Origin of the sequence: Staphylococcus simulans, from assembly GCF_002994445.1 — a bacterium.
Taxonomy (GTDB): Bacteria; Bacillota; Bacilli; order Staphylococcales; family Staphylococcaceae; genus Staphylococcus; species Staphylococcus simulans_B.
Window position 1 is genome coordinate 29,036 of sequence record NZ_MRZJ01000006.1, and the last position, 14,943, is coordinate 43,978.

At 37.8% G+C, this 14,943-nt stretch carries 10 protein-coding genes and 1 pseudogene; 8 read left to right on the forward strand and 3 right to left on the reverse strand.

The genetic code is table 11. The features are described from left to right. Positions 1 to 43 precede the first annotated feature (43 nt). The 6 genes from C7N65_RS08795 to C7N65_RS08820 all read left to right on the forward strand — a co-directional run bounded on the left by C7N65_RS08795 (position 44) and on the right by C7N65_RS08820 (position 10,531). A complete protein-coding gene (locus tag C7N65_RS08795; protein WP_105994109.1) occupies positions 44 to 2,554 on the forward strand; it encodes an MMPL family transporter in 2,511 nt (836 codons plus the stop codon). Positions 2,555 to 2,707: 153 nt separating this feature from the next. Further along, positions 2,708 to 4,207, forward strand: a complete 1,500-nt coding sequence (locus C7N65_RS08800; RefSeq protein WP_105994110.1) for a glycosyltransferase — start codon at positions 2,708 to 2,710, stop codon at positions 4,205 to 4,207. Between the two features lie 89 nt (positions 4,208 to 4,296). Then, positions 4,297 to 6,462, forward strand: coding sequence for a CDP-glycerol glycerophosphotransferase family protein (locus C7N65_RS08805; RefSeq protein ID WP_105994111.1), 2,166 nt, complete (start codon positions 4,297 to 4,299; stop codon positions 6,460 to 6,462). 84 nt (positions 6,463 to 6,546) lie between these two features. Then, the gene (locus C7N65_RS08810; protein ID WP_105994112.1) at positions 6,547 to 7,119 is read left to right on the forward strand and encodes a DUF488 family protein; all 573 of its coding nucleotides are present in this window, start codon (positions 6,547 to 6,549) and stop codon (positions 7,117 to 7,119) included. Between the two features lie 140 nt (positions 7,120 to 7,259). Further along, positions 7,260 to 7,652, forward strand: coding sequence for a (deoxy)nucleoside triphosphate pyrophosphohydrolase (locus C7N65_RS08815; RefSeq protein WP_105994113.1), 393 nt, complete (start codon positions 7,260 to 7,262; stop codon positions 7,650 to 7,652). A gap of 5 nt (positions 7,653 to 7,657) precedes the next feature. Beyond that, on the forward strand, positions 7,658 to 10,531 hold the full coding sequence (locus tag C7N65_RS08820; protein ID WP_199790675.1) for a DUF3427 domain-containing protein: 2,874 nt from the start codon (positions 7,658 to 7,660) through the stop codon (positions 10,529 to 10,531). Between the two features lie 109 nt (positions 10,532 to 10,640). On the opposite strand, the gene C7N65_RS08825 is transcribed toward C7N65_RS08820, so the two are convergent. After that, positions 10,641 to 11,531: a fructose bisphosphate aldolase gene (locus C7N65_RS08825; RefSeq protein WP_105994115.1), complete on the reverse strand. Its 891-nt coding sequence runs from the start codon at positions 11,529 to 11,531 to the stop codon at positions 10,641 to 10,643. 228 nt (positions 11,532 to 11,759) lie between these two features. Here C7N65_RS08825 and C7N65_RS08830 point away from each other — a divergent pair, with 228 nt between their 5' ends. Next, positions 11,760 to 12,461, forward strand: coding sequence for an MOSC domain-containing protein (locus tag C7N65_RS08830; RefSeq protein WP_199790676.1), 702 nt, complete (start codon positions 11,760 to 11,762; stop codon positions 12,459 to 12,461). A 399-nt stretch (positions 12,462 to 12,860) separates the two neighbouring features. Here C7N65_RS08830 and C7N65_RS08835 read toward each other — a convergent pair whose 3' ends face one another. Further along, positions 12,861 to 13,121: a zinc ribbon domain-containing protein gene (locus C7N65_RS08835; protein WP_105994117.1), complete on the reverse strand. Its 261-nt coding sequence runs from the start codon at positions 13,119 to 13,121 to the stop codon at positions 12,861 to 12,863. Then, positions 13,121 to 14,315 (reverse strand): annotated as a pseudogene (gene fmdA / locus C7N65_RS08840) (formamidase). The gene C7N65_RS08835 and the pseudogene fmdA overlap by 1 nt, the downstream one beginning before the upstream one ends. Before the next feature lie 192 nt (positions 14,316 to 14,507). Between fmdA and C7N65_RS08845 the strand changes: the two are divergent. Beyond that, positions 14,508 to 14,849 (forward strand): hypothetical protein, encoded by a 342-nt coding sequence (locus tag C7N65_RS08845; RefSeq protein ID WP_105994189.1) that lies wholly within the window; start codon positions 14,508 to 14,510, stop codon positions 14,847 to 14,849. Positions 14,850 to 14,943: the final 94 nt, after the last annotated feature.

Here is a 14,943-nt window from a genome sequence, read left to right on the forward strand (position 1 = left end):
TGTAGATTAAACTATACTGTATATATGAGAGGGAGGCAATGAATTGGCAAATTTTCTATATAAACTCGGGTCATTTATCGCGAAGCATAAATGGTGGGCTATAGTCACATGGATTGTAGTATTATTGGCTGTTATCGTACCGATGACATTTAATGCGCCGAAATTTGATAATGATATCAAAATGACTGGGTTGAAATCGATAGATACGAATAAGAAAATTGAAAAGCATTTCGATATAGATAGTGAAAAAGCAACCATACGTGTTGTTATGAAATCTCATACTAAAGACGGCATCGTTAAAGAAGGTGTCATGAAAGATGTGAAACAAACGCTTGATGACATTAAGGAAGATGACAAGCATGTTGAAAAGGTCTCAGATCCTTATAAGAATAAACAAATCAGCAAAGATAAAACGACCTTGTTTACAGATATTCAATATGATTTAAGTATGACATCGATTGAAGATAAAAACATAGATAAAGTCAAAGATCACTTAGATGATTTAAAAGGTAAGCATAATATACAAACGGAATTAACAGGCAACGGTATGAGCGGTAATGTTGAAGTCGGCGGTATGTCAGAAGTAATCGGTATTGTTGTGGCATTTATCGTACTTCTTATTACATTTGGTTCCTTTGTCGCAGCAGGTCTGCCGATTATTTCTGCGGTCCTTGGTTTAGTCACAAGTGTCGGTATTATCGGATTTATGACGCATTTTACAGATATACCGAATGTCACATTGACATTGGCGGTAATGATAGGACTAGCAGTCGGAATCGACTATGCACTCTTCATTCTCTTCCGTTACAGACAAATTATTAAAAATGAATCCAATGTTCCTAAAGCAGTAGGCTTAGCGCTAGGGACAGCCGGCGGAGCTGTTATTTTCGCAGGACTGACTGTCATTATCGCAGTTTGCGGTCTTGGTTTAGTCGGTATTAAGTTCTTAGGTATTATGGGTTATATGTCAGCAATCAGTGTACTCTTTGCGGTCTTAAGTGCATTGACACTGGTACCTGCATTGATTAGCTTATTCCATAAATATATTCGTCCTAAAATCGAAGGACAAGGCCGTAAATCAGCAGATACAGGATGGTCTAAATTTATAGTCAAAAGTCCATTAGCTGCGGTGCTGATCGGTTTGATTATTTTAGTTACAGTTTCTGTACCTGTAGCGCATATGCGCTTAGGGATTCCTGATGACGGTGTTAAACCTGAAAGTACGACACAAAAGAAAGCTTATGACATTATGAGTGATAAATTCGGAGAAGGCTTTAATGGTCAAATTCCGATGATTATCAATGTGAAAGATAAAAAAGATAATCCGCAAGCTATGCAGAAGGATTTAAAACAACTTATGGGCGACATCAATGATATGGACAATGTGGAATTAGTTTCACCGCCGCAAATGAGTAAACATAATGACTATGCTTTAATTACGGTTATTCCAAAAAATGGTCCGCAAGCAAAAAGTACAGATGACTTAGTAAAAGATTTAAGAGATTATTATGATGATGCAAAAGATAAATATGGTTTCTTAACTGAAATCTCAGGTACCAATGTGATCAACATTGATATGTCTAAGAAACTCAATGACGCAATTCCAGTCTTTGCGGGCATTATTGTCTTATTAGCTTTTGTGTTATTAATGCTCGTCTTTCGTTCGATTATCATTCCGCTTAAAGCGGTACTCGGTTTCATCTTATCCTTAACAGCAACACTCGGCTTTACGACATTAGTGATGCAAGACGGCTTTATGAAAGAGGTGCTCGGCATTCATGAAACAGCACCGGTATTAGCATTCTTGCCAGTCATTGTCATTGGTATATTATTCGGTCTTGCGATGGACTATGAAGTGTTCTTAATGTCTCGGGTACATGAAGAATACAGCAGAACCCGCGATAATGTGCATGCGATCAAAGTCGGATTGAAAGAAAGCGGTCCGGTTATCATTGCAGCAGCTTTGATTATGTTCAGTGTCTTCTTAGCCTTTGTGACACAAGAAGATGTAATGATTAAAACTATGGGTATTGCTTTAGCTTTCGGGGTACTGTTTGATGCCTTTGTGGTAAGATTGATGATTATTCCGGCATTGACATTGCTCTTTGGCAAGGCTTCATGGTATCTGCCGGCATGGTTGAACCGTATCTTGCCTAAATTCGATATTGAAGGACATGCTTTATCATCTATGATGACGCATGAAACATATATACCGGAACAATCATCGCAAGTGCAGCAAAATTCTGCAGTAGTGTCTCAAGTATCCTCTCAAACACACGAACTTTACCATGCATTGCGTCAGCAATCCAACTCGGATGATGTGTTATATGCGGCGTTGTTAATGTATGCGAAAACGCATCATAAAGACATTTATCATAGATTTGCGGGTGGGTCTGATACAGCACATCCAAAACCGACAACAGCACCAAGCATGGACAAGGATTCAAAAGAACAACAAGCACTATATGACTTGCTTCAAAGTCAAAACCGAAATATCAGCGAGATGAACGCAATCATTAAACAATTCATGGAAAAGGACAATCGTAATCATTAGCACAAAATAAATCACCTGTATAGAATCCAATCATTTTATTGAAAGCTGGCCGTTTCAGGCCGGCTTTTTTGTGTTCATTTCAAAACTTAATAGCATCATGATATAATTTTCTTTAAAATATCATTGGGTAATCAAGAAAGAGAGAAGGATACTATGCTATATACAATCACTTCAACATTGCCGCCGGATCATGGCGGCAGGACGAAAGCATTGTTAAAGAGAATTAAGTTTCTTTATGGAGAGTTAGGGATTCAACAAACCATCCTAACGACAAATTACAACATAGAATATCCGCAAGTATTATCAGAATTCAGAGCACAGGGGATTTTGAATTCAGCAACCGAAGTTATTAATATTTATGACTGGCTGTCTGGCTTTAATTTGTTCAATATTCCAAAAACACGTTTTAAACATCAATTTAAATATGCTGAACAGCCTGTTCGTTTATCTGGCTATACCTCTAAGACGAATAAAAAAGGAGACGTTGTGCGTTATTATGATGCAAAGACAGAAACATATTTAATGTATCGCAAGTATTATCAAGACTCAGACGTAGTAAAGTTTGAAGATATGATGTCTCCAGATACAAAACATAAGCTGATCCGCTATGAATATAATCCGTACGGTTATTTGCATAAAGAAAGCCGCTATGCAGCCGCAAACAATATAAAAGTTTCAGAAATACTGTATGATTTGGACGGCAATGCTTATTGTCAAAAATTCTTTGAAACCAGCAAGCCGCATCAAGCACATACGATTTTACTGCTGCATCAAGGGCGAATTACACATAGTTTCAAATCAGATAAAGCACTCTTTGCTTATTTCTATAATGAATTATTCAAGGACGGAGATATTGTCTTTAATGATGCGCGTTTGCTTGATCGTCCGCTGCTTGATACACAACATGATATTAAACGTTTAATGGTCTTTCACAGTACGCATTTAACAGAAGAAGGGAACATAAAAGGTTCATTCAAAACAGCACTTCTAAATCCTCAGCACGTCGCCTATTATTTAGTGCTGACAGAGCAGCAGAAAGCAGATATTCTTGCTGAAACAGATGTGCCGAAAAATCAGATTGCAGTTATGCCGCACTTCATAGAAGCGAGTGAACTGAAGGAAGTTGAAAGGAAGAATCAGTTTGTTTATTTAGGGCGTTTCTCTAAAGAAAAACAAATCGACCATATTGTTAAAGCATTTAAAACTTTTAAAGATAACGGTTATTCAACAAAATTAAAGCTTTATGGTGCAGTGCCAGGGGCAGAACGTGATAAAATTGAACAATGCATTAAAGACAATCAGCTAGAAACAGAGGTTGAAATCAAAAGTTTCACGTCTCATCCGAATCAAATCTTTCGAGAATCGCTGGCATCCTTCTTAACAAGTACGTATGAAGGTTTCGGTCTAGCGATGATGGAAAGCATTAATGAAGGATGTCCAGTGATTGCTTATGATGTCCGTTATGGTCCGAATGAAGTGATTATCGACGGCGAGAACGGGTATTTAATAGAGCCCAATAATATAAAACAATTAGCACAAGCAATGATGCGGGCAGCAGATCAGCCGCTCAAAGCTGTGCACACACGAGAAAAGTTGACGCCAGAAGCCGCAAAAAATAATTTTGAAGCATTGTTCCAAGCTCTGGTAGAATAGAAAGCATGTGAAAAAAATATGCATCACAAAACGTTATGCGTAGAAATGTGACAGAACACATAGATAAAAAGTAAGGAGTTCCTAATACCATGAATGAGTTAACGGTAATTATCACATACTACAACAAAGAAGAGTATATTCAAGCTTGTATTGACAGCTTGAAACACCAACGCAATCAAGATTTTGATATGATTATTGTCAATGATGGTTCCAAAGATGGTTCTAAAGCTATTTTAGACGAAGCATTGAAAGACTATGACAAGAACGTTCAAGTTATTGATTTTGACAACAACCAAGGACATGCCCATGCACGTAATGTTGCAATGGAACATGTGCAAACACCCTATTTTATGTTCTTAGATGCGGATGATGAATTAGCATCTTATGCGATTCAATATTATCTTAAGCATGTGAACGGCTTAGATGCACTGATTGCGCCGATTAATAACTTTACATTGAATCAGCCGCAATATATTGATCAGAATAAAATCAGATTAGAATATATGAACACGAAAACGAACCCGAATTCATTCTTAAGAAAGAACACAGCATGTAATATTTTATTCAAAACATCGATTGTACGTGCACATCACATTGAATTCGATGAAAATTTGAAGACATATATTGATAATTCATTTGTTGTGAATTACATCAATTATGCAGAGCGCTTTGTACGTATTTTAGGTTTCCCATTCTACTTCAGAGGGGAAGTTTATGATCCGTTTGAAACAGAACAGCTGACGCAGCAAAGTTTCGATCAGTTATTCGAAGATTATGCGGATGCTTATCTTCAAACAATAAGCAAAACCAAAAATAAAAAAGTACGCCAATTTATGACTAAGAAATTGTCTTCTCAAATCCGCAAAGGTTTCGACCCTGCGAACAGAGAGAATATAAAGCATTACAAAGCACATCAAGATACGTTGATTCGTCTTGCGAAAAAATCAAAATGGTCATTGCTAAATGAAGGCGGCACATTATTTAAAATAGAAATGCTTGCTTTGATGTTTAATCAGCCTGACTTTGCCTATTCATTGAACAAATACCGCGGTATGCTGCGCCATGTGAAAAATATTGTACTGAGAAATAAAAGCAAAAACCGCTCGATGTATCAGTTAACAGACCAGCAAGAAAATGTGTCTGATCAAACCATTGTATTTGAAACATTCGGCGGTAAGAACTACAGTGATAGTCCAAAGTATATTTATGAATATATGCAGAAGTATTATCCGTACTATAACTATGTATGGGTATTGAAAAACCCAGATAAAACTTATGTGCCTGGTAATGCACAAAAAGTTAAAAAAGGTTCAAAAGCATACTATGAAGCGTATTCTAAAGCACGTTACTGGGTCGCAAATGCCAGAACACCATTGTATTTGAATAAAAAAGCGAACCAAACTTATATTCAAACATGGCATGGAACACCTTTAAAACGTTTGGCAAATGATATGAAAGTCGTACGTATGCCGGGTACAACAACACCTGCTTATAAACGTAATTTCAGAGAAGAAACAGAACGTTGGGATTATTTAGTTTCACCGAACCGTTATTCTACTGAAATCTTTGAATCAGCGTTCTGGATGGATAGAGAACGTATTCTTGAAATCGGCTATCCGCGTAACGATGTCCTCGTAAATCGTTACAATGATACAGCGTATATCGAAGAGATTCGCGAGAAACTTAATATTCCTGCAGGTAAAAAAGTTATTACGTACGCACCGACATGGCGCGATGATGAATTTATTAAAAAAGGCAAGTATACGTTCCAGCTTAAAATCGATTTAGAGAACCTTTATGAACAGCTTGGCGACGACTATGTCATCTTATTACGTATGCATTATCTGATTGCGAATGCCTTAGACTTAACAGGTTATGAAGACTTTGCGATAGATGTTTCTAACTATGATGATGTTTCAGAAATCTTCTTGATTTCAGATGCCTTGATTACGGATTATTCATCAGTGATGTTCGATTACGGCATTTTGAAACGTCCGCAATTCTTCTTTGCTTATGATATTGAAAAATATGATAAAGGCTTGCGCGGTTTCTACATGGATTATAAAAACGACTTGCCGGGTCCTATCTTTACAGATCCGCATGCCCTGGCAGAAAGCTTAAAAGACTTGCCGAAAGTTCAAGCACAATATCAAGATAAAATCGATGCATTCTATAATCGTTTCTGCAGTATTGAAAACGGTCAAGCTTCAAAATATATCGGTGAAATGATTCATGAAGGAATTGAAAAAGAATAGTCATCAGCATAAAACTGTCCATTCGGGCAGTTTTTTTGCGTTGATAGACCTATTTGAGGCTATAGTAAGTATGAGGTGAAAGCTATGAGCCGCACAAAAACAAAAGTTATCTATACAATCGGGCATTCTAATCATGATGAGACTACCTTTTTAGAGATGCTGCAAGCGTATGATATTAAAGTCTTAGCGGATATACGTGCATTTACAAAGAGCCGCAAACATCCGCAATTTAAAGATGACAATATGAAAGCATGGCTGAGTAAGGCAGGCATCACTTATCAGCAATTTCCGTTATTAGGCGGACGCAGACAGCCGAGTGAAACAATTGGCCGCAGTTTGAACAGCGGATGGCAGAATGAATCCTTTCATAATTATGCCGATTATACGTTAACAGATGATTTTAAATCTGGTATCCAAGCATTAGAAGAAACTGCACAAAGTAAACCTGTTGCATATATGTGTTCAGAACATCATCCTGCACGCTGTCATCGTCTTATCGTCAGCAACTATTTAGCTGCACATGGATGGGATGTGTATCATATTATGCAGAATAACAAGGGAGAAATCATTGCAACACCACACAAGCTAGGACAATGGGGCGCAATGCCGATTATTGAAGATGACGGTGAAGTAGTCTATCCGAAGGAAACAGATTAAAGCACTCGTGTTTAGACAGGTCATGCCTGTCTATTTTTTATGAAAAAATTAAAAAATTGCTGCAATTGTGTGGCAATCTTTTATAAAAAATGAGATCCTGCATATAAGTAGTGAAATAATTACGTGAGCGGAGGATACATATGAAAAAGTTAATCAGAGTTGTAGGTGCAGTGATAGAGCACCAAGGTAAAATTTTATGTGCACAACGCAGTGAACAAATGAGCTTGCCGTTATTATGGGAATTTCCAGGCGGTAAAATTGAACAAGGCGAAACAGATATTGAAGCGTTAAAACGTGAAATTCAAGAAGAAATGAAATGTGATTTAGAAGTAGGGGAAAAGGTAACTACTACCCCGCATGAATATGATTTTGCGATTATCGAATTGACAACGTATCGTTGTACGTTACAGAAAACAATGCCGACATTAACTGAACATAGCCAAATTCAATGGTTAGCACCTGAGGATTTACATCAATTAGAATGGGCGCCGGCAGATATTCCTGCAGTCGACTTACTTGTTGAACAAGGGTAATGCGTATGGAACATTTAATTGATGATTTAACCCAATCGCTGCATAAAGGGTTTATTGATCGCTCTCTTATACATCAAGGACATCATGTACCGAAACTGGTACTTAATAATCGAGAAGAGAACGTTCTAGCAACACTGATTGATGAACTTGAAAAATGTCAGTCGTTTATGATTTCTGTGGCTTTTATTACGCCAAGCGGTCTGCAAAGTCTGAAGTCGCATTTGTTTGATATGGCACAACGCGGAGTTAAAGGCAAGATATTAACGTCTAACTATTTGGGTTTCAACAGTCCAGAAGTGTATGAAGAGTTGATGAAACTCGATAATGTTGAAGTACGTGTGACAGATGTTTCAGGTTTTCATGCGAAAGGTTATATTTTTGATCATGAGGCTTATTCTACATTAGTCGTAGGAAGTTCGAATTTAACTTCTAATGCTTTAAAGGTCAATTATGAACATAATATTTTATTATCTTCTCATCAAAATGGTGACTTAGTTCATAAAGTGAAAGACCAATTCAATGGCTTGTGGGAAGAGAGTACGCCTTTAACAGAAACTTGGATTGAAGCATATCGTGACGTCTATCAGCCGCAAATGACTCAACGTTTGTTTGAAGAAAGTCAGAAACAAACGTTGCTAGAAAATAGAATACACGAAGCGGTTAAAATCGAACCGAATCTGATGCAGGTAGAAGCATTGAAAGGTTTAGATGCAATGCGTGCACAAGGAGAAGATAAGGCACTGATTATTTCTGCGACTGGAACAGGTAAGACGATTATGTCTGCGTTAGATGTCCGTGCATTTAAGCCTAAGCGGTTTTTATTCGTTGTGCATAGTGAAACCATCTTAAACGATGCATTGGCAGCGTATCGCAAAGTATTGGCAGATGAAAATGAAACAGACTTTGCGAAATTGACAGGGACTGAGAAGCATTTGGATGCGAAGTATTTATTCGCGACAGTTCAAACAATGTCTAAACCTGACATCTATCAACAGTTTGACCCCACAACCTTTGATTACATTGTCTTTGATGAAGCACACCGTTCAGCAGCTGCTACGTATCAACGAATTTTCCATTATTTCACACCGAAGTTTATGTTAGGTATGACAGCGACACCTGAACGAAGCGATGATTTAAGTGTCTTTGCGCAATTTAATCATAATGTTGCGTATGAAATTAGGCTTCAAAAAGCACTAGAAAGTGAAATTTTATGTCCATTCCATTATTTTGGTGTTTCAGATTATATTCAAGAAGGCCAAGTTGTGAGTGATAATACGAAAGATTTAAAGCTGTTAGCGTCTGAAGACCGTGTGAAATATATTTTAGAGAAGACGCATTACTACGGGTATTCTGGTGATACTTTGAAAGGCTTAATCTTTGTCAGCCGCAAAAAAGAAGCAAAAGCTTTAGCACAAAAATTAAATGATAAAGGCATACCGACAGAAGCTTTAACCGGTTCAGATTCTCAAAAACATCGTAATGCAGTGATTCAGCAATTAAGAGATGGAAGCTTGAATTACATTATTACCGTAGATTTGTTTAACGAAGGGATCGATATTCCTGAAATCAACCAAGTCGTGATGTTGCGGAGTACGCAATCGAGTATTATCTTTGTACAACAATTAGGACGCGGTCTGCGCAAGAGTGCGAATAAAGATTTTGTGACAGTCATTGATTTCATTGGAAACTATAAGAATAACTATATGATTCCGATAGCACTGTCAGGTGACCATTCCCATAATAAAGATAGTTATCGAAAATTCATTTCAGACTATGCACCGTTAAAAGGTGTTTCAACAATTAATTTTGAAGAAGTTGCTCAAAAGAGAATTTTTGATTCTATTCAAAGTGCGACTTTGAATGATAAACGTATTATTTTTAAAGCATTTAAAGAAGTGAAAGCACGTATCGGTCGAACACCTGAATTAATGGATTTCATTCATCAACACTCGATTGATCCGCAAGTGATTTTATCTAAGTATAAAAATTATGAAGAATTTCTAATAGAGAAAACAGATATTACTGAACATATCTCTGAAAATGCCTTTAAGAATCTAACTTTCATCTCTCGAGAGATCGCAAAAGGTTTAAAGCATACAGATTATGTGACGCTAGAACTGTTAATGAAACAAGATGAAACCTTTGAGCAATTAGTAGATAAGCTGCGTCAAAGCGATAGCGAGGTTGAACCAGCGGATGTACGTACCAGCCTAAAAATACTTGACGAAACGTATTTCAGTGAAAATATTGATGAGAGATATGGTACTCCCTTGGTAGAATGGGATAAAGAAAGCAACCGAATTAAACTCACGGAACAGTTTAAAACAAACTTAGGCAATGAAGCCTTCCATCGTCATGTGGAAGATTTAATTGCCTTAGCAAAATATAATCATGAACATGTTTATCGCAATCAAAATAAGCTGCTTCTATATGAACGTTATTCCAGACAAGATTTTGTAAAAATTATGAATTGGGATATAGATGAATCATCGGTCATTAACGGCTATAGATTAAAGCATCAAACATTACCAATCTTCATTACTTATCACAAACGTGAAGGTATCAGCGACAATATAGCGTATGGAGATAAATTCGTTAATCAAAATGAATTGAAATGGTTCACGAGTACACAAAGAAAAATAGACAATAATGAAGTTCAAAATGTGATGGCGCATCAAGCATTAAACGCACCGATGTATTTGTTTGTAAAGAAAGAAGATGGTGAACAAAAGTACTTTTATTATTTAGGCAAAGCACGCTTTATGCCAGGTACTGAAGCACAAACAAAAATGCCGAATGGAAATAGTGTGGTCACCATGCATTTAGCTTTAGACACACCTGTTAGAGATGATATTTACCGTTATTTAGTTGAAAAATAAATGAACAAAGCCCGAGAGTACGAAATAATTTTTTATTTTGTATCTCGGGCTTTTTGGCATGAAAAAAGCGAACCTCATAGAGAGATTCGCTAAAACAGTCTAACTGTTATTATGCTTTGTTTACAGATGCATCAAAGATTGAATCGATTGCATCTTGTAATTTACTGTTGAATTCTTCGTCTGATTGTTTAACGTTCAAGTCAGTAACTAACGCACGAGAGAAGCTTGCGATTAATCCGTCATTTTGTTTCAAGATTTTGTTTGCTTCTTCACGGCTGTATCCGCCAGATAATGCAACAACGCGTACCACTTGAGGGTGGTCGATAAGTGCTTTGTAAGTGTTGGCTTTAGTAGGAATTGTTAATTTCAACATTACGAATTCGTCTTTGCTTAAGTTATCTAATTCTGCTTTGATAGCTTCTGCTAAGTTCGCTTCGATAGCTTCTTTGTCTTTTGAATGAATGTTGACTTCTGGTTCAATGATAGGTACTAAACCAGCCGCAATGATTTCTTTTGCAACTTCGAATTGTTGTTTAACAACTTTTTCGATACCTTCTTTGTTGTTTTCTAAAATGTTAGAACGCATTTTAGTACCGAAGATATGACGTTCGTTCGCACGTTTCAATAATTTGTCTAAGTCAGGAATAGGTTTCATGACTTGAACGCCTTCGCTTTCTTCAGCTAAACCTTTGTCGACTTTCAAGAATGGAACAATGCCTTTGCTTGCTAAGAAATCGCCTGTGTATTGTCCTTCGATTTCACGATCCATTGTTTGTTCGAATAAGATAGCTCCTAAGATTTTGTCTCCGTTGAAAGCAGGTGAAGTGATGATGCGTGTACGCATTTCATGTACAAGGTCAAACATTTCGTCGTCGTTTGAGTATTCATTTTCTTCAACGCCATAAGCTTTAAGCGCTTTAGGAGTACTTCCACCGCTTTGGTCTAATGCTGCGATAAATCCTTTACCATTTTTAATTTTGTCAAATTGTTCTTGGTTCATTTATTGACACTCCTCTTTTTCGCATTATGCTATATCTCTTTCATCTATAGTATGGTAAAAATCAGCTGATTTCGCAAATGCTTCAACTCACATTTGAAAAATAAATCACAAAGATACAAATTATCCTAAAATTTATAACAAAGAAGGACATAATGCGTCTTAGTTATATTCAATCAGAGTGAAATTAAGTTACAATGAGGACAAGGGAAAGTAGAAAGGGTGAAGCAGATGCGTACAATTGAAACTTTGTTTGCAGGCGGTGTTGAAACAGTAGGCCATGCGTATGCTGTGAACAAATTAGAACAACAATGGATGACTGCTGCATTTAAAAAGCCGATGAAAAATCCAGTGTTTTTGACTCATACTGGATTAGAAGGCGATGATGTCGGAGATAAGAAACATCATGGCGGTCCTGAAAAAGCCTTGTTTGCCTATAGTGTAATACATTATGAGAAATGGACAGAAGAATATCCTGATACAACATTCAGCGTCGGAACGAATGGAGAAAATGTATCGGTGTCTGATATGGACGAAACTACAGTTTGTATCGGGGACATTTATCGTGTCGGAGAAGCACTCGTACAAGTGTCGCAGCCGCGCAGACCTTGCTGGAAGCCGGGACGACGTGTCGGCTGGATAGAGTTCGGCAGACGGATTCAAGAGACAGGACGTACAGGCTGGTATTTTCGTGTATTAGAAGAAGGACGTATTCAACAAGGTGATACATTTGAATTAGTGGAACGGCCTTGCCCAAAATGGTCGATTGCTGAAATGAATGATGTCTTATATCATCACACTGACAATGTGCCTTTAATGCGTCGTTTAATGGAATGCGAATACACACCAGAATTATGGCAGCACGAATTAAAGCAGCTGATTGAAGGTCAAACTGTGGACCATACACCGAGATTATATGGACCTAACATTTAATTGATAGACAATAAAAGACACATGCGCCAAAAAATGGTCGCATGTGTCTTTCTTTTGCATGTTAAAACCTGTCCGTATCACCGAAAACGAAGGGGAGACAATAGACGGTGATACGTGTATGACAGGTTAATGTTGTGATTGGCAGTGATTGGATAGGTTAAAATTATCCAGTGTGGTTTCACGCTAACATCTTCAATCAATCATTGGGGTTTAATCTGTGCAACTTTCTTATGCCATTTTTTATGGAACATCGAATGCCATTTCATTGAGGAGGGTTATTGCTCAACGATAGGACGAATGTACCTGTTTTGTATCAAATATGAGCTTTCTTTTTTGCATAAAATCGGGCTGTGGTATTTTATGCAATGTAATTCGTATCATTGATTTATATGGGTTTTTCTAAATCATCCAAGGACGGTTATTCGGAACACGCCGTTTCTGCTGGGTTGGGAGTTTATCTTTAGAAACAATTCGCGGTTCCTGACCGGCTTCGATTCTCTTTTTTAATTTTGAATCAATCTTTGAAGTATGAAATGGGACAAAGACGCGTTTTGCATCTTGATGGCAGTCAGGGCAAACTGCAAAATCATGGTTATCATTCATAGATTGATTTAAGGTAAATTCTCCGTGATCAGGACATGCATAAGTGTAATTTGGCATTACTCATCAGGCTCCAAACTCGGGACGATATCATCTTTAAAGATTTCACGCGGGATTGCGATAGTACAACATGCGTTCGGAACGTCAACGATACCAGCAACAGTACCTTGAACGGGAGCAGTTCCTAACAACATGTATGCTTGTTCGCCTGTAAAGCCGCGTGTCTTCAAGAATTCAATAGCATTTAAGCACGCGTTGCGATATGCAGTATTCGCATCGAGATATTGCTGCTTGCCGCTGAATTCATCTACCGAAATACCTTCAAATACAATGTAATCTGTGTAATTCGGCATGACTGGTCCAGGTTTGAAAGCTGGGTTTTGTTTGATTTGATATTTTTCCATGCCGTTTTTAATCACGTTGACACGTAAATCAATCCATCCCGGCATTTCAATTCCGCCGCAGAATGTGATTTCGCCGTCGCCTTGAGAGAAGTGCAGGTCGCCTACAGATAATTTCGCGCCTTCAACGAAGACAGGGAAATATACACGCGAACCTTTAGATAAGTTTTTAATATCGCAGTTACCGCCATTTTCTCTTGGTGGGACGGTTCTTGCGCCTTCTTTAGCAACACGGTCGAAATCTTTACCTTCTAACGTACCAAGCACTACAGCATCTTCTTCCGGTAAGTTGGCTAATACCGGCTCTCTGTTCGGATCTGTATCTACCAATGCTTGTTCACGTCGGTTCCATTCATCCAACATTTCTTGTGATGGCGCGAACGCCGATTAATCCTGGGTGGATTAATCCAACAAATTCTACGCCGGGTACGTGACGACTTGTCGCATAAATACCGTTGAAATCCCAAATGGACTTTTGAGCATTCGGATAATGGTCGACTAAGAAACTGCCGCCATTCGTTTTATCGAAAATACCGTTAAAGCCCCATTCATGTTCTGGGAATGCGCCGATATCTAAAATATCAACGACTAACAAATCGCCGGGTTCTACGCCGTTTACATATACGGGACCGCTTAATACATGTACACGGTTTAAATTGACGTATTTGATGTCGCTCGGGTCGTCATTGTTTGAAACTTGACCATCGGTCCAGTCCAAACACTCCATACGAAATGACTCTCCTGGCTCAACTGAAAATGCAGCCGGAATATCCGGATGCCATCGGTTGTGTCCGGGATGCGCTTGCTGATCCATTTTCTTATTCAAATCCACACTAAATAATTTCTTAGGCATATGCCTACCCCCTTGCCGAAATAATTTGTGACTGAATGATTCTGACTAAAATTACTATTCCCAAAAAGTTACATTTTAAACCAAATATTCTGAATTTTTGTAAAAGTTTTTAATGTTTTGTTAAGAACAGGGAGAATATGAAATAATAAAACCGAAAATAAAAAGAAGAAGGTGGCCTCATTGAAAAAGGTAATGCGTTATGGTTTAGCATGCTTATTTGGGTTAGCAGGAATCATGCACTTCATACGTTTAGAAGGTTTTACACGTATTGTGCCGAAGTATTTGCACTTACGCAAAACAGCAGTAGTTGTGACAGGCGTCATCGAGTTATGGATCAGTGCAGTACTTTTTATCAAACGTCCAAGTCAGAAATTCAAACAAGGCATAAATGCCTTTTTGCTTGCGGTCTTTCCGGCTAACATCTATATGGCACGCAAACAATTACCGCTAGGGAATATACAGCCGCCCAAATGGGCACTTTATAGTCGTTTGCCGTTACAATTTATTTTAATGGCAATGATTCGCAAACTATAAATCAGGCTTCATCTTGCTTAAGTGCAGGATGAAGTTTTTTTATATTGTAATTTTTCAGAATACGCTTACATATACATGGTTACTAATCTCAAGG